Here is an 18096-nt window from a genome sequence, read left to right on the forward strand (position 1 = left end):
CATTACCACCTGGCGGCCATGTGTAAGTCGGCTATTCCACCGAAAAAGTATTCATCCTGCCGCATCAGTGTCTGGAAAAATGCTGCTTCATCTTTCCAGTGCAAAATTCTTTGGGCGGTATAGTCAGGTTTGCCTTCATAGGAAATGGATGCCTGAATCTCATAGAGATTCGAACCCAGGGAGCAGTCGCATTCCAGCCAGACATGGAATTGCTCTCCGGCCTTGAGCTGGCGCTTCCAGAACAGCTCGCCTTCACGCAGTCCGGCCAGAATCTGCATATCCTGGTTCAAGGTGCCCCAGGAATATATTTTTATCCCTTCACGACTTCGGATACGCACACCGACGTTGATGCTGTCGGTATCAATGTGTGAAACACAGTTGACCCGGATGCGAATGACGTCGCCCGGATAAAAAACCGCGCATGGTTCGTCATCAACACCAAACGTACCGACGGACAACACTTCAACACCGCCATCGCCGAAAGACATCTGATCAGCGCGTCCCGAGACGGCAGGCGCCTGGCTTTGTTCCGAGACTTCGCTCGACTCAGGTACCGCGGTTCCTTCGCTGGAAGCGTCCGAGTCAGCGGACTGAGGAGCCGAAGCCGGAGCGGGAGCCTTGTCTGCAGCAGGCTGCATCAGCTTGGAGAAATAATCCGACTCTTCCTGATGCAGCAGCTTGCGGTAATCGAGCAGGACCTGGGAGGCGGACCCCATCGAAACCTCTCGGCCACCCTTGAGCAGGATCGCACGATTGGTCAGCGTTCGAACCGACTCCTGATCATGGGAGACAAACAACAGGGTCACGCCATCAGAAAGCAGCTTTTCGATCCGGCCGAAGCAGCGTTTCTGAAACAGCGCATCACCAACAGCCAACGCCTCGTCGACGATCAGAATGTCAGGCTCGATTTGAACCTGTACTGCGAACGCCAAACGTACCAGCATCCCGCTGGAGTAGGTCTTGACCGGCTGATCGAGGTAGTCGCCGATATCGGCAAAGGCGGCAATCTTGTCAAAGCGCTCGTCGACCTCATCATGGGTCATACCGAGCAGCATGGCATTCAGATAGACATTGTCACGGCCGGTGAACTCGGGGTTGAAGCCCGATCCCAGCTCAAGAAGTGCGGCGACTCGGCCACGGGTTTCAACAGTACCTACCGTCGGCGCGATGGTTCCTGTGATCAACTGGAGAAGTGTGCTTTTCCCGCTACCGTTGCGACCGACAATACCAAAAGCCTCGCCTTTGCGAATATCGAACGAAATGTTCTCCAGAGCCCAGTACTCGCGGCAAAACGACGACGGCTTACATCCTGCCAACCGTTGAATCGGAGGAATAATGAACTGCTTTAAGCGGTCACGCGGCGTCGCATAAATCTCGTAGCATTTACCAAGACCATTTACGCGGATCGAGTACTCATCAGAGGACATCTGCAAACCCCTTTCGTGTCTTCTGGAACCAAACAAAACCAAACCATGCAATTGCGCAGGAGATCAACAGATAAAGCCCCCAAACCCGCCAGTCCATAGACTCTCCCCAATACATGAGGCCTCGTGTTTGCTCGACCGCAACAGTGATGGGGCTGACTTGCACCACTGCCTGGAATCGCTCAGGCAGGCTTTTCAGTGGATAAAAAACCGGCGACAGAAACATCAGGACGGGAACAAGGGTACTGATCACCTGCGCCACATCACGCAGGTATACCCCCAGGGAAGCCACGAACCAAGTGACCCCGAGCGTCAAAAGGGCCAGCGGTAAAAGTATTAGCGGGAAGAACAGCACACCCAGATGAGGCACACCGTAGAAGATCACATAGAAAACCAGCCAAACCAGAAAGTTCACCATCAGGTGAAAAAGTGCAGACCCCAGTGTAACAATTGGCAATATTTCCAATGGAAATATTACTTTTTTTACATAGTTGACATTCGACAGAATTAAACTTGGCGCGCGATTGATACACTCAGAGAACAAGTTAAACACCATCAGACCGGCAAACAAAACAAGTGCAAACTCAGCCTTTGAATCACTTCCACCCACCCAACGAGCCTTGAACACAACACTAAATACAAAAGTGTAAACAGCCAACATAAGGACAGGGTTAAAAAAAGACCACAACAACCCCAGAACCGAGCCACTGTATCTTCCGGCGATGTCTCTTTTAATCAGGCTGTATATCAAACCGCGATTTTGACGGATAGACCGATACAATGTAAGGGGGGATGTTGAGCGAACAGCGTGCGGGTTCATGCGTAGCCCTTTGTGTTTTCTGTCAATTTCATTTTTTCTTTCGACCATCGAGGCAGGTTAACAGCAGCAACCGCTACGCAAACACACCGAAATCGGGGGCTCCTGGAAGCCATTCCCTGCATGGGAACCGGCCCAGGGCATAAAATGTGACCGATATTAGCTTCCTTGACCAAAATTCGAACATCCTACAACTTTAACGACAAGACTCATGAGCAACAGGATCAACCTCGCCGAAACGTTTCCACCGCACGCCCTTGCGATGCGAGCAGAAAAGAAAACCCGCGAATCTTCGTGCACAAACCCCGATGAACGGGGCCATCCACAGCAGCAAAATAGTCGGCAATCCTAACAGGTTTGGCCATCCACGGACAATGGCAGGACGGGCAGTGGTCGCCGTCCTGGCATAATCATTGTTCCGTGACACAGACGAGCCCCGCAGGAGTTCATCTCTGTAATTCGGCTTTCCCGGCAGTAAATCTGAAAGCGAGAAAGACCAATGGCAAATAGGCTGCGACCAAACCTGTGAGGCCATCGAGGTAGCCATTCCCGACCAGAACCGCCATGGGAAATACCCAGAAAACATTTATACAAGTCACACCCAATGTAACAACCTTGTGACTGGAAAAATGCCGGGCTGCATATTGATAAGCGTGACTACGATGAGCCTGGTAGATCTTCTCTCCTCGCACCAGCCGTCTCAACAAAGTAACAGTTGAGTCCACTGTAAAAACGGCCAAAAGGATGAGCCAACTCCACAGCAACGCAGAATTACCCCACGCGGCATAAAGCGAAAGAATTCCCAGGACAACACCCAGGAATCCGCTTCCTGCATCCCCCATGAAGATACGGGCGGGTGGAAAGTTCCAAAGCAGGAACCCCCCCACCGCACTGGACAAGAACAAACTCACCCATAAAACAGATTGATTTCCAGCCATCAGGGAAACAAGACAACCTGCCAGACAGACAAAAATAGCCTGAGCACTTGCAATCCCGTCGATACCATCCATGAAGTTGTATAAGTTCAGCATCCAGACGAGATAAATCGCCGCCAGCACACTGCCCGCCCAGCCAAGCTGGAATTCCATGCCAAACATGGAGACAGGCGCTATTCCTCCCATCCAGTACAAAGCCCAGACAGCCGCAACAAAGTGCCCCAGCAAACGCCATCTGGCCGCGATATGCCCATGATCGTCGGCAAAACCGATAAGCGCCACCAACAGACCAGAGCCAAGCAAAGCGCAAAAGAGATTGAGGTCAAGCAACCCGGAACTGTAAAGCGGGGGAAGAGCCAGAATAAAGGCAACTACAATTGCCACCCCTCCTCCGCGAGGAGTAGGAACCGCGTGAGAACTACGCTCATTGGGAATATCCATCAAGCTCTTGGCCAGCGCATAACGGCGCAAAACGAAGGTCAGCCCCCAAGAGACAATAAATACTGCCGCCAACAGCCACCACACATTCATTGGGTGTTTGCATCCAGATAATGATTAACAGTTTGGCGCATCGCACGATCTACACTGACCGGTGGCAGCCAACCCAACAACTCACGATTTTTGTCGATATCGACCTGCAATGACCCACACAAGCGCTGAGCAACTGCCTGCATGCCGAACATTGAAGCCGCAAGCCTGAGCAACCATTCAGGGATCGGCAGCAGTCGGCCCCGCCTCCCGAATGCCCGGGACAATCGACTCAACAGCTGCGAGGTGGACAGATCCTCCCCATCACTGACGAGAAAAACCTGATTGGCTGCCGCCGGATGATCGATACAAGTGACGATGAGACTGATCAGATTTCCTATCGACACCAGACTTCGCCGATTCCGCACAGCCCCCAAGGGCAGCGGAATCCCCCTGCGCAGCCACCCCAACATACTCATGAAGTTGGCCTTGACACCCGGCCCGTACACCAGCGGTGGACGAATGACGACGATTTCCATACCCGTTTCACGCCCCAGCAGCTTCAACGCCTCCTCGGCTTCGCACTTGGAGATACCGTAGGGATCTATGGGAGAAGGAAGATCATCCGCCCTGAAAACGCCCCCCGACGGCGTGCTCTCACCATTCACCTTGATTGAGCTGATGAAGATGAAGCGCTTGACCCCCGACTCCGCCGCCTGCCGGGCCAGCTTCAACGTTCCCTGCACATTGACGTGGCGAAACTCAGCCAGCGCATCAGCAACATCCTCACGCATGACGTGCACCCTGGCCGCCGCATGAACCACAACCTGGATATTTTCAAAAACAGGCAAGACGTTGCTACGAGTCAGATCGAAGGGCAACACGCGACACAATCCCTGCAAGCGAGTAGCACCACGCGCGGCCGCCACAGGACAAAAGCGCTTGCCTACCAGCAAATGCAAAACCAGGGCCTCGCCCACAAACCCGCCGGCCCCAGTCACCAAAACATTCAGGGGCGTCATCTGACCTTCGTTCCTATGAGAGCTGTTGCCCAGCAAATACAGAAGAAAAACACCTTGTCACGCCGCCGTCGGCGGCAGCGCCAGGCACTAAATGACAGACGCAACAGTTGTGCGCGACGCAAACCCACCCACCCCCGCACAAATGGATCAGCTTCCCGCCCCACCAGCTGAGCTATCAGTTGAACCTGACTGAACCACCATCCGTCATGAATCGTTTTGTAACGAGATATCAGGGAGCTAAGCCCCTTATTGGCACCAACCTGGTTACGCTCATGCTGGCGATACTCCATGGACGGCTCGGGATCGATAAACCAGCTGAAACCATAACTGCGGGCAAAGGCATAGCAATACCAATCGTGCAGACTGACACTTTGCAGCTGCTGCCAATTGGTACGCATGGAGGACTTGAGCGCTTCGATGACTTTTTTGCTCATCACGTAAGTACATCCAGGCCCGGCAGCCTCGAACAGGAAGTCCCATTCAACCTGCGGCTGAGCCTTGTTCAATAGATGAGTGCTGCCATTCGACCAGAATGCCGTGACATTGCTGGAATAGGCATCAATGTGGCGGTTACGGATGATAGAAGTCGCTCGCATCAATTTATCTGGATGCCAGATATCATCTTGATCAGCAAACGCCACGAAATCGAAGCGCTCCAGCTCGACGTCGCGAACCAGCCGAAAAAAGTTGCGAGCCGCCCCCCCAAAAGTGCCCGCTGGCGGTAAAACGATCACAGACGCGTGATCGCTCGCATACTGCTCGCACCAGACTTGCGTACCATCTGCGGAAGTATCCACACTGATATAAACAGTGAGGTCGACGCCTGTCTGAGCAAGGATCGAAGCCAATTGCTCTTCGATCCAATGCATACCGTTGTAGGCCGCCAGTAAAACCGCAATTCGAGGAAGTTTTACTGACATGCAATTCCTGCCGCACCAATTGAGCGCTTCATCTTGAAGGGGTCTCCCTTCCAGTCAGCGAGAAGGTGAGTCCAGCAGTTTCTGCAGATATTGCCCATATCCGGTCTTTTTCAACGCATCAGCCTGGGAAGCCAGCTGCGACGCAGTGATCCAGCCATTGTGGTAGGCGATCTCTTCCAGGCACGCCACCTTCAACCCCTGACGCTGTTCAATGGTATGCACGAAGTGACTCGCCTCGAGAAGCGAGTCATGGGTTCCCGTATCCAGCCAAGCAAAACCACGCCCCAACATTTCGACGCTAAGCATCTTCTTGTCGAGGTAAGCCTGGTTGATGTCGGTGATTTCCAGTTCACCGCGGGCCGAGGGTTTTATGCTCTTGGCAATATCAACTACTTGGTTGTCGTAGAAGTACAGCCCTGTAACGGCGTAGTTGGACTTCGGCTTCAATGGTTTTTCCTCGATGCTCAAGGCTCGCCCTTGCGCATCGAACTCGACAACACCAAAACGCTCCGGATCGGAGACGTGGTAACCAAAAACCGTCGCCCCATCAGCCTGATTGCTTGCTGCTCGCAGGTTGTCCGAGAAGTGCTGACCATAAAAGATGTTGTCGCCCAGAATCAGGCAGCACGGATCACTGCCAATGAACTCTTCGCCAATGATGAACGCTTGCGCAAGACCATCCGGGCTCGGCTGCTCAGCATAGGTAATCTGGATGCCGTACAGACTGCCATCGCCCAGCAACTTGCGAAAACAAGGCAGATCTTGCGGTGTGGAGATGATCAGAATTTCACGCATCCCCGCGAGCATCAGCACCGACAGCGGATAAAAGATCATCGGCTTGTCGTAGATCGGCAGCATCTGCTTGGACACACCCAAGGTCAACGGGTGCAATCGAGTACCCGAACCGCCAGCGAGGATGATGCCTTTACGATTTGTCGTGGTCATTTATTCAGAACTTCCCTAAGCATTCGGGTTACGCCACTTTGCCAATCCGGCAAGTGTAGAGAAAAATTGTCGCGCAGCTTCTGTGTATTCAAACGTGAATTCAACGGGCGGCGCGCCGGTGTTGGATAGGCTGTGGTATCAATCGGATTGACCGCCGTAACAGCGAGCTCTTCGCCATGGTTCTTGGCAAAGCTGATCACCAGGCTCGCGTAACCGTGCCAGGACACTTCACCGGCAGCCGCCAGATGATAGATGCCCGACAGCGCCGGGCGATGCACGACCTGCTGGATCGCCAGAGCGGTAACATCCGCAATGAGGTCCGCGCCCGTCGGAGCGCCTACCTGATCGGCAATGACGCTCAGCGATTCGCGATCCTTGGCCAGACGCAACATGGTTTTGGCAAAATTGTTGCCGCGAGCGCCGTAGACCCAACTGGTGCGAAAGATCAGATGCTTGCAGCCCGAGGCAGTAATTGCCTGCTCACCGGCCAGCTTGCTCGCGCCGTAGTGGTTCACCGGTGCGACGGCATCGGATTCTTGCCAAGGCGTCGAGCCTTCGCCACTGAATACGTAATCGGTCGAATAGTGGATCAGCCAGGCATCCAGGGATACCGCCTCCTGCGCCATGACTCGACTGGCCTCACCATTTACACAGTCAGCCAATTCGGTCTCGGACTCGGCTTTATCGACAGCCGTGTAGGCCGCTGCGTTGACGATAACGTCAGGCTTTACTTTCCGGATCGTCGCGCGCAGTGCATCGAGGTCAGACAGATCACCACTCAAACCATCGACCGGGTGCCGATCCAGGGCAACCAAATCCCCAAGTGGGGCCAGAGAGCGTTGCAGCTCCCAGCCAACCTGGCCATTTTTCCCCAGCAGGAGAATCTTCATGCCTTGCCCGAACGACCGGAGTAGTTCTGATCGATCCACTGCTGATAACTGCCGCTCTTCACATGAGCAACCCATTCAGAGTTATTGAGGTACCACTCGACGGTCTTGCGAATACCCGTTTCGAAGGTTTCCTCTGGCGTCCAGCCCAACTCGCGCTGGATCTTGCTCGCATCGATCGCGTAGCGCTGATCATGGCCTGGGCGATCCTGCACATAAGTGATCAGGCTCGCGTGCGGGCGGTGAGCGGAATCCGGTCGCAACTCATCCAGCAGTGCACACAGGGTATGGACAACTTCGATGTTCTGCTTTTCGTTATGGCCGCCGATGTTGTAAGTCTCGCCGATGACGCCCTCGGTCACGACCTTGTACAACGCTCGCGCGTGATCTTCGACATACAACCAGTCACGTACCTGATTACCTTTGCCATAGACCGGCAAAGGCTTTCCTTCCAGCGCATTGAGAATAATCAGCGGGATCAGCTTCTCGGGGAAGTGGCATGGACCATAGTTGTTAGAGCAGTTGGTGACCAGCGTCGGCAAACCATAAGTGCGCGTCCATGCACGCACCAGGTGATCGGAACTGGCTTTGCTGGCCGAGTACGGCGAACTTGGCTGATACGGCGTCGTTTCAGTGAACAGATCTTCCGGTCCCTCAAGATCACCGTAAACTTCATCGGTCGAAATATGATGGAAGCGAAAGCTGTTTTTACGCGCGTCGCCCAACGCCGCCCAATAATGACGAGCCGCTTCCAGCAAATTGTAAGTGCCGATAATGTTGGTCTGGATGAACTCGGAAGGACCTGAGATCGAACGATCTACATGTGATTCGGCGGCAAGGTGCATGATGGCATCCGGCTGATGCTCACGCAGAACACGATCCACTTGCTCGCGATCACAGATATCAACCCGCTCGAATGCGTAACGCGAGTTCTGACTCACTTCAGCCAGAGATTCCAGGTTACCGGCGTAAGTCAGCTTATCGACGTTAACGACAGAGTCGGCGGTGTTGGAGATAATGTGTCGGATGACTGCCGAGCCGATAAATCCGGCGCCGCCGGTAACTAGAATTTTCACGCGAAAGCATACCCTTGAGCTGCGGACTGCGCCCCCAACGAGCGCGGCCTAATCCATGAATGCAAAAGCCGTCAAAAAAACCGGCCTCTGTCAGAGTCAGTCTGAATCGATGTGGATATGTTTCCACAATCGAACAAGGGCTGCATTTTACAGCTTAATGAAGGTTTTACTAATGGATATGGACAAGCGTTGACGCAAATTCGATAGATGCCTTGCGAGCACCGACCTCAGACAAGACGCTTGCGCGCAGCTCTCGACGAACGCCTCAGAAACCACCCCAGAATCGGACCAATCAGCATGCCGATCAGCAATGCAACTACCACCACAACAGAAACAGGAAGCTGTGGCCCAGCCAAGCCGAGGAACATCAACGAAATGGATTGCTGATTCTCGAGCACAAACGCCAGAATCACCAACACCAGCAATAAAATGAAAACACCAAGAAGTATGCGCTTGAGGTTACGCATGAGTAACTCCTTGAGAAATAGCGACTGTCAAACCCCCTCCTCCTCTTCCTCGTTCACTCGATCGCGCAATTCCTTGCCCGGCTTGAAATGCGGAACAAACTTGCCGTCCAGACTGACAGACTGCCCAGTCTTCGGGTTACGACCGACGCGTGGCGCACGGTAATGCAGAGAGAAGCTGCCAAACCCACGGATCTCGATGCGATCACCAGTGGCCAGACATTGGGACATTTGTTCAAGCATGGTCTTGATGGCCAGCTCCACATCCTTGGATGAGAGCAGCCCTTGATGGGTGACAATTCGTTCGATCAACTCCGACTTCGTCATATTTTTCCCTTCTTTTTCAAGCAGCTAGATCAGCGCTTGAAAGGTTTTAGCACGCCCGGAAGATTTTGAACAGCCCAGGGATTGACATATCTTCCTCGGCGTCGAAACGCCCATTTTCAGGACACAAGAGCACCAAACCGGATCAGCGCGCAGTCAGCGACACATCACCAGCATGGTTCGGGTTACATAGCCTGCGGGATTGAAGCCAAATGGAAACTCATCGTCATCCTTTGCGTCATCTGATCGAGTGATCACTTTATAACCCGCCCCCTTGCACTCCTTCGCCGCACGCCTTTGGCACTTCTCCCACCCCGAGCCCAAGCCGGAACAGTCGATCTCGATACCGCTGACCCCACGCACCGCATGCGTCTTGGCACTCGTGGTACAGCCAGCCAATACCAACACCGCCATGAAGACTATAAATCTGTTCATCCACTTCCTTATGCCAGGCAACGCCCGACTACTGCACGACTAACACCTAGCTTAGTCGCGAATAGGCGATTGATCCGATTAAAGAAACAGACAACCAGGCAACGGGATTGGTTTCACCTCCAACCCAATACATCCAGGTCGCACCACACCCGCCAAATCGCAGGCACAAAAAAGGGCGACCGAAGTCGCCCTTTTTCATGATCAAGCAGAACTTAGTTCTGTTTGGCCATTGCTTGCTTCAGCAGAGCAGCCATAGTGGTATCGGCTGGAGCTTCCTGAACAGAGTTCAGGCTCTGGATAGCTTCTTTCTCTTCAGCATCGTCTTTCGATTTGATCGACAGCTGGATTACGCGGCTCTTGCGATCAACGCTGATGATCTTGGCTTCTACTTGCTGGCCTTCTTTCAGAACGTTGCGCGCGTCTTCAACGCGGTCACGGCTGATTTCGGAGGCTTTCAGAGTCGCTTCGATATCGTCGGCCAGAACGATGATGGCGCCTTTGGCGTCAACTTCTTTCACGGTGCCAGTAACGATTGCGCCTTTGTCGTTAACCGAGACGTACTCGGAGAACGGATCGCTTTCCAGTTGCTTGATGCCCAGGGAGATGCGCTCGCGCTCTGGGTCAACCGACAGGATAACGGTGTCCAGCTCGTCGCCCTTCTTGAAACGACGAACAGCTTCTTCGCCAACTTCGTTCCAGGAGATGTCGGACAGGTGAACCAGACCGTCGATGCCGCCGTCCAGACCAATGAAGATACCGAAATCGGTGATCGACTTGATGGTGCCGGAGATCTTGTCGCCCTTGTTGAACTGGCCAGAGAAGTCTTCCCACGGGTTCGACTTGCACTGCTTGATGCCCAGGGAGATACGACGACGCTCTTCGTCGATGTCCAGAACCATGACTTCCACTTCGTCGCCGACTTGTACGACTTTCGAAGGGTGGATGTTCTTGTTGGTCCAGTCCATTTCCGAAACGTGTACCAGACCTTCAACGCCTTCTTCCAGCTCAGCGAAGCAGCCGTAGTCGGTCAGGTTGGTTACACGAGCGGTAACGCGAGTGCTTTCTGGGTAACGGGCTTTGATAGCAACCCATGGATCTTCGCCCAGTTGCTTCAGGCCCAGGGAAACACGGTTGCGTTCGCGATCGTATTTCAGAACCTTGACGTCGATTTCGTCACCAACGTTGACGATCTCGGAAGGATGCTTGATGCGCTTCCAGGCCATGTCGGTGATGTGCAGCAGGCCGTCCACGCCACCCAGATCGACGAATGCGCCGTAATCGGTGAGGTTTTTGACGATACCTTTGACTTGCTGGCCTTCCTGCAGGGATTCCAGCAGAGCTTCACGCTCGGCGGAGTTCTCGGCTTCCAGGACGCTGCGACGGGAAACGACAACGTTGTTGCGCTTCTGGTCCAGCTTGATGACCTTGAATTCCAGCTCTTTGCCTTCCAGGTGCGTGGTGTCGCGCACTGGACGGACGTCAACCAGGGAACCTGGCAGGAACGCACGGATGCCGTTAACGTCGACAGTGAAGCCGCCTTTAACCTTACCGTTGATAACGCCCTTGACCACTTCCTCTGCTGCGAAGGCTGCTTCCAGAACGATCCAGCATTCAGCGCGCTTGGCTTTTTCACGGGACAGCTTGGTTTCACCGAAACCGTCTTCAACCGAGTCCAGAGCAACGTGAACTTCGTCACCGACATTGATAGTCAGATCGCCAGCGTCGTTGTAGAACTGCTCAAGCGGGATGAGTGCTTCAGACTTCAGGCCAGCGTGAACGGTTACCCAGCGAGCTTGGTAATCGATATCAACGATAACACCGGTGATGATGGAGCCTGCCTGAAGGTTCAGGGTTTTTAGGCTTTCTTCAAAGAGTTCCGCAAAGCTTTCGCTCATTTTAATTCCTGTAAATGAGGGCGAAGGATACGCCCATCTCCACACCCCAGACGGTGTGGGTTAGTTTCATATAAAAGAAGCGCTGCAGGACTATGACTGGTCCCCTGCGGCCTTCTTGGTCACCCGGCGATATCGCGAATGGCGATCTCGCTCATGATGCGTTCAAGCACCTGATCGATGGACAACTCCGTGGAATCCAGCTGTATCGCATCAGCCGCCGGCTTGAGCGGGGCTACTGCGCGCTGGGTATCACGCTCGTCGCGTGCACGGATCTCATCTAGCAGACTCGACAGACTAACACCCTCGACTTTGCCCTTCAACTGCAAATATCGACGGCGCGCCCTCTCCTCGGCACTGGCGGTCAGGAAAATCTTCAGCGGCGCATCAGGAAAAACCACCGTTCCCATGTCGCGACCGTCGGCTACAAGGCCCGGCGCTTCCTGAAAAGCACGCTGGCGCTGCAGCAGCGCCTCGCGCACGGCGGGCAATGCAGCCACTTGCGAGGCGCCGGAGCCGACGCTTTCGGTGCGGATGACATCGCTGACTTCGTCGCCTTCCAGAATGATTCGCTGCAACTGACCTTCGGTCGCCGCAATGAACTGAACATCCAGATGAGCGGCGAGTTTCTTCAGCAGCTCTTCATTGGTCAGATCCACACCGTGGTTGTGCGCAGCAAATGCCAGCAAGCGGTACAACGCACCGGAATCCAGCAGGTTCCAGCCCAGACGCTTGGCCAGAATCCCGGCTACGGTGCCTTTGCCCGAGCCGCTTGGCCCATCAATGGTGATGACCGGTGCAATGTTTTTCACGACTGAGCCTCTTGCGCCACACGAATACCGACCTGCGCGCACAGCGCGAGGAAGTTCGGAAACGACGTCGCGACGTTGGCGCAATCATGGATGCGGATCGGTGCGGTGGCACGCAGGGAGGCCACACTGAATGCCATCGCGATACGGTGATCGCCATGACCATGCACTTCGCCGCCGCCAATCTGGCCGCCGTCGATGATGATACCGTCCGGGGTTGGCTGGCATTTCACGCCCAGCGCCAACAGACCGTCCGCCATCACCTGAATACGATCCGATTCCTTGACCCGCAACTCTTCGGCGCCAGTCAGTACGGTACGTCCTTCAGCACAGGCAGCAGCCACGAACAGCACCGGGAATTCGTCGATAGCCAGCGGAACCAGCTCTTCAGGAATCTCGATACCTTTGAGTTTAGCTGCTCGCACGCGCAGGTCAGCCACCGGCTCGCCGCCGACTTCACGCTGGTTTTCCAGAGTGATGTCAGCGCCCATCAGACGCAGGATGTCGATGACGCCGGTGCGGGTCGGGTTGATGCCGACGTGCTCGAGCACCAGTTCCGAACCTTCGGCGATCGAGGCCGCGACGAGGAAGAACGCCGACGACGAGATGTCGCCCGGCACTTCAATGTGAGTTGCGGTAAGTTTGCCGCCGGTTTCAACCGAAGCCGTAGCGCCTTCAACGCTGACCGGGTAGCCGAAGCCACGCAGCATGCGTTCGGTGTGGTCGCGAGTCGGAGCCGGCTCGGTCACGGTGGTCTTGCCTTCAGCGTACAGACCGGCGAGCAGCAGGCAGGATTTCACCTGCGCACTGGCCATCGGCATGGTGTAGGTCAGGCCCTCGAGCTTGTGGCCGCCGCGGATGGTCATCGGCGGACGACCTTCGGCAGCAGTTTCGATCACGGCGCCCATTTCGCGCAGTGGATTGGCCACGCGGTTCATCGGACGCTTGGAGAGCGAGGCATCGCCAGTCAAAACGCTGTCGAAATTCTGTGCAGCCAGCAGGCCGGACAGCAGACGCATCGAGGTGCCGGAGTTGCCCAGATAGATCGGGCCCGGCGCAGGTTTCAGACCGTGCAGGCCGACACCGTGAATGGTCACGCGACCGTGGTGCGGACCTTCAATGACCACGCCCATGTCACGGAACGCTTGCAAGGTCGCCAGAGCGTCTTCGCCCTCAAGGAAACCTTCGACTTCGGTCACGCCTTCGGCCAGTGAGCCGAGCATGATCGAGCGATGGGAAATCGATTTGTCACCTGGTACGCGAATCCGACCGGACAGGCGGCCACCAGGTTGAGCCAGGAAAATCAGATCGTTGGAATTCATAGCGTCCACATAGGCCCTGCGGGCCAGGATTTTACTGAAATGCTCGCGGGCAACCCGGGCGCGCGTGAAGACGCCCAACAATTGGTGCCCATCCCCTGCATCGACCGCGTCGCGCAAGGCGTCGAGGTCGCTGCGAAATGTATCGAGTGTGCGCAGGACAGCCTCGCGATTGGCGAGGAAGATGTCGTGCCACATCACCGGGTCGCTTCCGGCGATTCTTGTGAAATCGCGGAAACCGCCCGCAGCGTAACGGAAGATCTCAAGGTTTTCATTGCGTTTGGCCAACGAGTCGACCAGACCGAAAGCCAGCAGGTGCGGCAAATGGCTGGTCGCAGCCAGCACTTCATCGTGACGCTCGACCTGCATGTGCTCGACGTCGGCGCCCAATTCGCGCCACAAGCGATCAACCACCGCCAGTGCGGCCGGGTCGGTTTGCTCGAGCGGCGTCAGAATCACCTTGTGCCGACGGAACAGCTCGGAGTTGGAAGCTTCCACCCCGCTCTGCTCGGAGCCGGCAATCGGATGGCCCGGGACGAAACGCGCCGGCATGCCGCCGAACGCTTCGGTCGCCACACGCACCACATTGCCCTTGGCGCTGCCGACATCGGTCAGAATCGCCTGACCCAGATCAACGCTCGCCAAACGGGCCAGCACTTTCTCCATGGCCAGGATCGGCACCGCCAGTTGAATCACGTCGGCGCCCTGACAGGCAGCGATCAGGTCGTCCTCACAACGATCCACCACACCCAACTCGACTGCCAGCTTGCGCGATTGCGGATCGAGATCGACCCCGACCACTTCGCGGCAGATACCGCTTTCACGCAAGCCTTTGGCAAACGAACCACCGATCAACCCCAGACCGACCACCACAAGGCGACCGATCATAGGTGCAGCAGATTGCAGAGCAGTGACATCACCCACGAGCCAGAACCTTACGCAGCGCTTCGAGGAAGCGGCTGTTTTCCGCCGGCAGACCGATGGTCACCCGCAAATGGTTCGGCATGCCGTAGTTGGCCACCGGACGCACGATCACGCCTTCGCGCAGCAGGCCCTGGAAAACCGGCGCAGCTACCTGACCGAGGTCGACGCAGATGAAGTTGCCTTTGGACTCGATCCAGCTCAGGCCCAGCTCGAGGAAACCGGCTTGCAGCTGCTGCATGCCCGATTCGTTGAGCTGACGGCTTTGCGCCAGATACTCTTCGTCCTTCAACGCCGCGCAGGCTGCCGCCAAAGCGAGACTGTTGACGTTGAATGGCTGACGAACGCGGTTCAGCACGTCAGCAACAACCGGAGTCGACAGACCATAACCCACGCGCAACGCCGCCAGACCATAAGCCTTGGAGAAAGTGCGCGAAACCAGCAGGTTCGGATACGCCGCGAGGAAGTCCAGACCGTCCGGCAGGTCACTGCCTTCGGCGTACTCGATGTACGCCTCATCCAGCACCACCAGCACGTGCTCCGGTACGTCCTGCAGGAACTCGTCCAGCGCTTCGGCGCCGAACCAGGTGCCGGTCGGGTTGTTCGGGTTGGCGATGAACACCACGCGGGTGTTGGCATCGATGGCCGCGAGCATTGCCGGCAGGTCATGCCCCCAATCTTTGGCCGGAACCACTTTGGCCTCAGCACCCACCGCCTGGGTCGCGATCGGGTAAACGGCGAACGCATGCTCGCTGAATACCGCGTTCAGGCCCGGCGCCAGATAGGCGCGCGCCACCAGCTCGAGAATGTCGTTGGAACCGTTACCCAGAGTCACCTGATTCAGCTCGACGCGGCACTGCTCGGCCAGCAGGGATTTCAGCGCGAAGCCGTTGCCGTCCGGATAGCGGGTCAGCTCGGTCAGCGCTTCGCGGATTGCCGCCAGCGCTTTCGGGCTGGCGCCCAGCGGATTTTCGTTGCTCGCCAGTTTGACGATTTTGGCCGGATCCAGGTCCAGCTCGCGCGCCAGCTCGTCCACAGGCTTGCCCGGAACGTACGGCGAAAGTTGTTGCACGCCCGGCTGTGCCAGAGCGAGGAAGTTGCCACTCATTTGCTACCGCCCCTTAGAGAACTGCTTTCGGGTAGGAACCCAGCACTTTGAGTGCTACCGCTTCCTGACTGATCTTTTCCAGCACACTCTTGACCAATGGGTCGCGGTGGTGGCCGACGAAGTCAATGAAGAACACATACGTCCATTTGCCACTGCGCGACGGACGGGTTTCGATACGAGTCAGGTCGATGCCATTGTCGTGGAACGGCACCAGCAACTCGTGGAGCGCGCCAGGCTTGTTGCTCATCGAGACGATGATCGAGGTCTTGTCGTCGCCAGTCGGCGGCACTTCCTGGTTGCCGATCATCAGGAAGCGCGTCGAGTTGTCAGGACGGTCTTCGATCTTCTCGGCCAGACGCGTCAGGCCATACAAACCTGCGGCCATGTCGCCGGCAATCGCCGCCGAGTTCCACTCACCCTTGACCCGTTTCGCCGCTTCGGCGTTGCTGGACACCGCCACGCGCTCGACATTCGGATAATGTGCATCCAGCCACTTGCGGCACTGGGCCAGCGACTGGGCGTGGGAATAGATACGACTGATGCTGTCGGTCTTGGTGTTTTCACCAACCAACAGGTGATGGTGAATACGCAGCTCGACTTCGCCACAGATCACCATGTCGTGCTCGAGGAAACTGTCGAGGGTGTGATTGACCGCGCCTTCGGTGGAGTTCTCCACCGGCACCACGCCAAAATTCACCGCACCGGCTGCCACTTCACGGAAGACTTCGTCGATCGCCGCCATCGGCTTGCTGATCACCGCGTGACCGAAGTGCTTCATGGCCGCGGCCTGGGTGAAGGTGCCTTCAGGGCCGAGGTAAGCCACTTTAAGCGGCTGCTCCAGCGCCAGACACGAAGACATGATTTCGCGGAACAACCGCGCCATCTCTTCGTTACCCAGCGGCCCCTGATTACGCTCCATCACGCGCTTGAGCACCTGAGCTTCGCGCTCGGGACGATAGAACACCGGCACTTCGCCTTCGGCCAGCGAGGCCATCTTTACTCGCGCGACTTCCTGGGCGCAACGCGCACGCTCACTGATTAGCTCGAGGACTTTGGTGTCCAGAGCGTCGATGCGAACGCGCAGTGCCTTGAGTTCTTGCTCGGACATCAGCCGTGTTCCTTCTCGAATTCAGCCATGTACGCCACCAGCGCGTTGACGGCGTTGATGTCGACGGCGTTGTAGATGGAGGCGCGCATACCGCCCACGGAGCGGTGGCCCTTGAGGTTGAGCAGACCGCGCGCGTCGGCACCGGCCAGGAACGGCTTGTCCAGACGATCGTCAGCCAGACGGAACGGCACGTTCATCCACGAGCGATCCGACTTGTTGATCGGGTTGCTGTAGAGGCCGCTGGCGTCGATGAAGCCGTACAGCGTGCGCTGCTTGGCGTCATTGAGTTTGGCGATCGCTTCGACGCCACCCTGCTCTTTCAGCCACTGGAAGACCAGACCGGACAGGTACCAGGCCAGGGTCGGCGGGGTGTTGTACATCGAGCCGTTATCGGCCGCGACTTTGTAGTCGAGCATGGTCGGGCACAGCGCACGCGCCTTGCCCAGCAGGTCTTCGCGGATGATGTTGACGACGATGCCGCTCGGGCCGATGTTCTTCTGCGCGCCGGCGTAGATCATGCCGAAACGCGAGATATCGACCGGACGCGAGAGAATGTCCGAGGACATGTCGGCCACCAGCGGCACATCACCGGTTTCCGGGATCCACTGGAATTCCAGACCGCCGATGGTTTCGTTTGGCGCGTAGTGAACATAAGCGGCGTCTTTCGACAGGTTCCACTCGTTCTGGCCCGGGATGGCGAAATAATCGTAAGGCTTGGCGGTAGCGGCGACGTTGACGCGGCCGTAACGCGAGGCTTCTTCAATGGCTTTCTGCGACCAGATACCGGTGTCGATGTAATCGGCAGAACCGTTTTCCGGCAGCAGGTTCAGTGGAATCTGCGCAAATTGCTGGCTGGCGCCACCTTGCAGAAACAGCACTTTATAGTTCGACGGGATATTCAGCAGGTCACGCAGATCCTGCTCGGCCTGGGTGGCAATGGACACGAACTCATCGCTGCGATGGCTCATTTCCATGACCGACAAACCTTTGCCGTGCCAATCAAGGAGTTCACCTTGAGCACGTTGCAGGACAGCTTCAGGAAGCGCCGCAGGACCGGCGCAGAAGTTATAGGCTCGCTTGCTCACATCCAATCTCGCTCTGATTTGATATCACGCATTAAATCGCATTAATCGTCGACACCGGAACGGCACTGAAGCGCATCCCCCTGCAGGAGTGAGCCTGCTCGCGATTGCATCACTGCGGTGTTTCAGATGCACCGCGG

At 56.2% G+C, this 18096-nt stretch carries 17 protein-coding genes; all 17 read right to left on the reverse strand.

The features are described from left to right. Nucleotides 1-2: 2 nt before the first annotated feature. The gene (locus QMK55_RS04770) at nt 3-1427 is read right to left on the reverse strand and encodes an ABC transporter ATP-binding protein (protein WP_320328759.1); all 1425 of its coding nucleotides are present in this window, start codon (nt 1425-1427) and stop codon (nt 3-5) included. Next, a complete protein-coding gene (locus QMK55_RS04775; RefSeq protein ID WP_320328760.1) occupies nt 1417-2244 on the reverse strand; it encodes an ABC transporter permease in 828 nt (275 codons plus the stop codon). Before QMK55_RS04775 ends, QMK55_RS04770 begins: the two co-directional genes overlap by 11 nt. Before the next feature lie 443 nt (nt 2245-2687). Beyond that, complete coding sequence (locus tag QMK55_RS04780) at nt 2688-3707, reverse strand: glycosyltransferase family 4 protein (protein WP_320328761.1); 1020 nt, start codon at nt 3705-3707, stop codon at nt 2688-2690. After that, nucleotides 3704-4666 (reverse strand): SDR family oxidoreductase, encoded by a 963-nt coding sequence (locus QMK55_RS04785; RefSeq protein ID WP_320328762.1) that lies wholly within the window; start codon nt 4664-4666, stop codon nt 3704-3706. The genes QMK55_RS04780 and QMK55_RS04785 overlap by 4 nt, the downstream gene beginning before the upstream one ends. Continuing rightward, nucleotides 4663-5586, reverse strand: a complete 924-nt coding sequence (locus tag QMK55_RS04790; RefSeq protein WP_320328763.1) for a glycosyltransferase family 2 protein — start codon at nt 5584-5586, stop codon at nt 4663-4665. The genes QMK55_RS04785 and QMK55_RS04790 overlap by 4 nt, the downstream gene beginning before the upstream one ends. Nucleotides 5587-5640: 54 nt before the next feature. Then, a complete protein-coding gene (gene rfbA, locus QMK55_RS04795; RefSeq protein WP_320328764.1) occupies nt 5641-6531 on the reverse strand; it encodes a glucose-1-phosphate thymidylyltransferase RfbA in 891 nt (296 codons plus the stop codon). Next, entirely contained in the window at nt 6528-7421 is an 894-nt protein-coding gene (gene rfbD, locus QMK55_RS04800) for a dTDP-4-dehydrorhamnose reductase (protein ID WP_320328765.1), read from the reverse strand. Before rfbD ends, rfbA begins: the two co-directional genes overlap by 4 nt. Beyond that, complete coding sequence (gene rfbB / locus QMK55_RS04805; protein WP_320328766.1) at nt 7418-8494, reverse strand: dTDP-glucose 4,6-dehydratase; 1077 nt, start codon at nt 8492-8494, stop codon at nt 7418-7420. Before rfbB ends, rfbD begins: the two co-directional genes overlap by 4 nt. Before the next feature lie 227 nt (nt 8495-8721). Next, the gene (locus tag QMK55_RS04810) at nt 8722-8961 is read right to left on the reverse strand and encodes a lipopolysaccharide assembly protein LapA domain-containing protein (RefSeq protein WP_320328767.1); all 240 of its coding nucleotides are present in this window, start codon (nt 8959-8961) and stop codon (nt 8722-8724) included. Between the two features lie 27 nt (nt 8962-8988). Next, nucleotides 8989-9285, reverse strand: a complete 297-nt coding sequence (gene ihfB / locus QMK55_RS04815; protein WP_003189779.1) for an integration host factor subunit beta — start codon at nt 9283-9285, stop codon at nt 8989-8991. A 153-nt stretch (nt 9286-9438) separates the two neighbouring features. Next, nucleotides 9439-9717 carry a hypothetical protein gene (locus QMK55_RS04820; RefSeq protein WP_102354079.1) on the reverse strand — a complete coding sequence of 93 codons (279 nt, stop codon included), beginning with the start codon at nt 9715-9717 and terminating at the stop codon, nt 9439-9441. Nucleotides 9718-9929: 212 nt separating this feature from the next. Continuing rightward, complete coding sequence (gene rpsA / locus QMK55_RS04825; protein ID WP_025113090.1) at nt 9930-11612, reverse strand: 30S ribosomal protein S1; 1683 nt, start codon at nt 11610-11612, stop codon at nt 9930-9932. A gap of 119 nt (nt 11613-11731) precedes the next feature. Then, nucleotides 11732-12421: a (d)CMP kinase gene (cmk, locus tag QMK55_RS04830; protein WP_064391442.1), complete on the reverse strand. Its 690-nt coding sequence runs from the start codon at nt 12419-12421 to the stop codon at nt 11732-11734. After that, on the reverse strand, nt 12418-14625 hold the full coding sequence (locus QMK55_RS04835) for a bifunctional prephenate dehydrogenase/3-phosphoshikimate 1-carboxyvinyltransferase (RefSeq protein ID WP_320328768.1): 2208 nt from the start codon (nt 14623-14625) through the stop codon (nt 12418-12420). Before QMK55_RS04835 ends, cmk begins: the two co-directional genes overlap by 4 nt. A 28-nt stretch (nt 14626-14653) precedes the next feature. After that, complete coding sequence (gene hisC / locus QMK55_RS04840; RefSeq protein WP_320328769.1) at nt 14654-15766, reverse strand: histidinol-phosphate transaminase; 1113 nt, start codon at nt 15764-15766, stop codon at nt 14654-14656. Between the two features lie 13 nt (nt 15767-15779). Beyond that, nucleotides 15780-16874, reverse strand: a complete 1095-nt coding sequence (pheA, locus tag QMK55_RS04845) for a prephenate dehydratase (protein ID WP_025113086.1) — start codon at nt 16872-16874, stop codon at nt 15780-15782. Further along, the gene (gene serC, locus QMK55_RS04850) at nt 16874-17959 is read right to left on the reverse strand and encodes a 3-phosphoserine/phosphohydroxythreonine transaminase (RefSeq protein WP_102354082.1); all 1086 of its coding nucleotides are present in this window, start codon (nt 17957-17959) and stop codon (nt 16874-16876) included. Before serC ends, pheA begins: the two co-directional genes overlap by 1 nt. Nucleotides 17960-18096: the final 137 nt, after the last annotated feature.

The sequence above is a fragment of the Pseudomonas sp. P8_229 genome (assembly GCF_034008635.1).
In the GTDB taxonomy this organism is placed as follows: Bacteria; Pseudomonadota; Gammaproteobacteria; order Pseudomonadales; family Pseudomonadaceae; genus Aquipseudomonas.

Bases quoted from the DNA above. Each gene is read 5' to 3' on its own strand.
- QMK55_RS04835 (WP_320328768.1), bottom strand. From the start codon at position 14,625: ATGATCGGTCGCCTTGTGGTGGTCGGTCTGGGGTTGATCGGTGGTTCG.
- rfbA (WP_320328764.1), bottom strand. From the start codon at position 6,531: ATGACCACGACAAATCGTAAAGGCATCATCCTCGCTGGCGGTTCGGGT.
- rfbD (WP_320328765.1), bottom strand. From the start codon at position 7,421: ATGAAGATTCTCCTGCTGGGGAAAAATGGCCAGGTTGGCTGGGAGCTG.
- ihfB (WP_003189779.1), bottom strand. From the start codon at position 9,285: ATGACGAAGTCGGAGTTGATCGAACGAATTGTCACCCATCAAGGGCTG.
- QMK55_RS04785 (WP_320328762.1), bottom strand. From the start codon at position 4,666: ATGACGCCCCTGAATGTTTTGGTGACTGGGGCCGGCGGGTTTGTGGGC.
- QMK55_RS04775 (WP_320328760.1), bottom strand. From the start codon at position 2,244: ATGAACCCGCACGCTGTTCGCTCAACATCCCCCCTTACATTGTATCGG.
- QMK55_RS04810 (WP_320328767.1), bottom strand. From the start codon at position 8,961: ATGCGTAACCTCAAGCGCATACTTCTTGGTGTTTTCATTTTATTGCTG.
- rpsA (WP_025113090.1), bottom strand. From the start codon at position 11,612: ATGAGCGAAAGCTTTGCGGAACTCTTTGAAGAAAGCCTAAAAACCCTG.
- hisC (WP_320328769.1), bottom strand. From the start codon at position 15,766: ATGAGTGGCAACTTCCTCGCTCTGGCACAGCCGGGCGTGCAACAACTT.
- QMK55_RS04780 (WP_320328761.1), bottom strand. From the start codon at position 3,707: ATGAATGTGTGGTGGCTGTTGGCGGCAGTATTTATTGTCTCTTGGGGG.
- QMK55_RS04770 (WP_320328759.1), bottom strand. From the start codon at position 1,427: ATGTCCTCTGATGAGTACTCGATCCGCGTAAATGGTCTTGGTAAATGC.
- QMK55_RS04820 (WP_102354079.1), bottom strand. From the start codon at position 9,717: ATGAACAGATTTATAGTCTTCATGGCGGTGTTGGTATTGGCTGGCTGT.
- QMK55_RS04790 (WP_320328763.1), bottom strand. From the start codon at position 5,586: ATGTCAGTAAAACTTCCTCGAATTGCGGTTTTACTGGCGGCCTACAAC.
- pheA (WP_025113086.1), bottom strand. From the start codon at position 16,874: ATGTCCGAGCAAGAACTCAAGGCACTGCGCGTTCGCATCGACGCTCTG.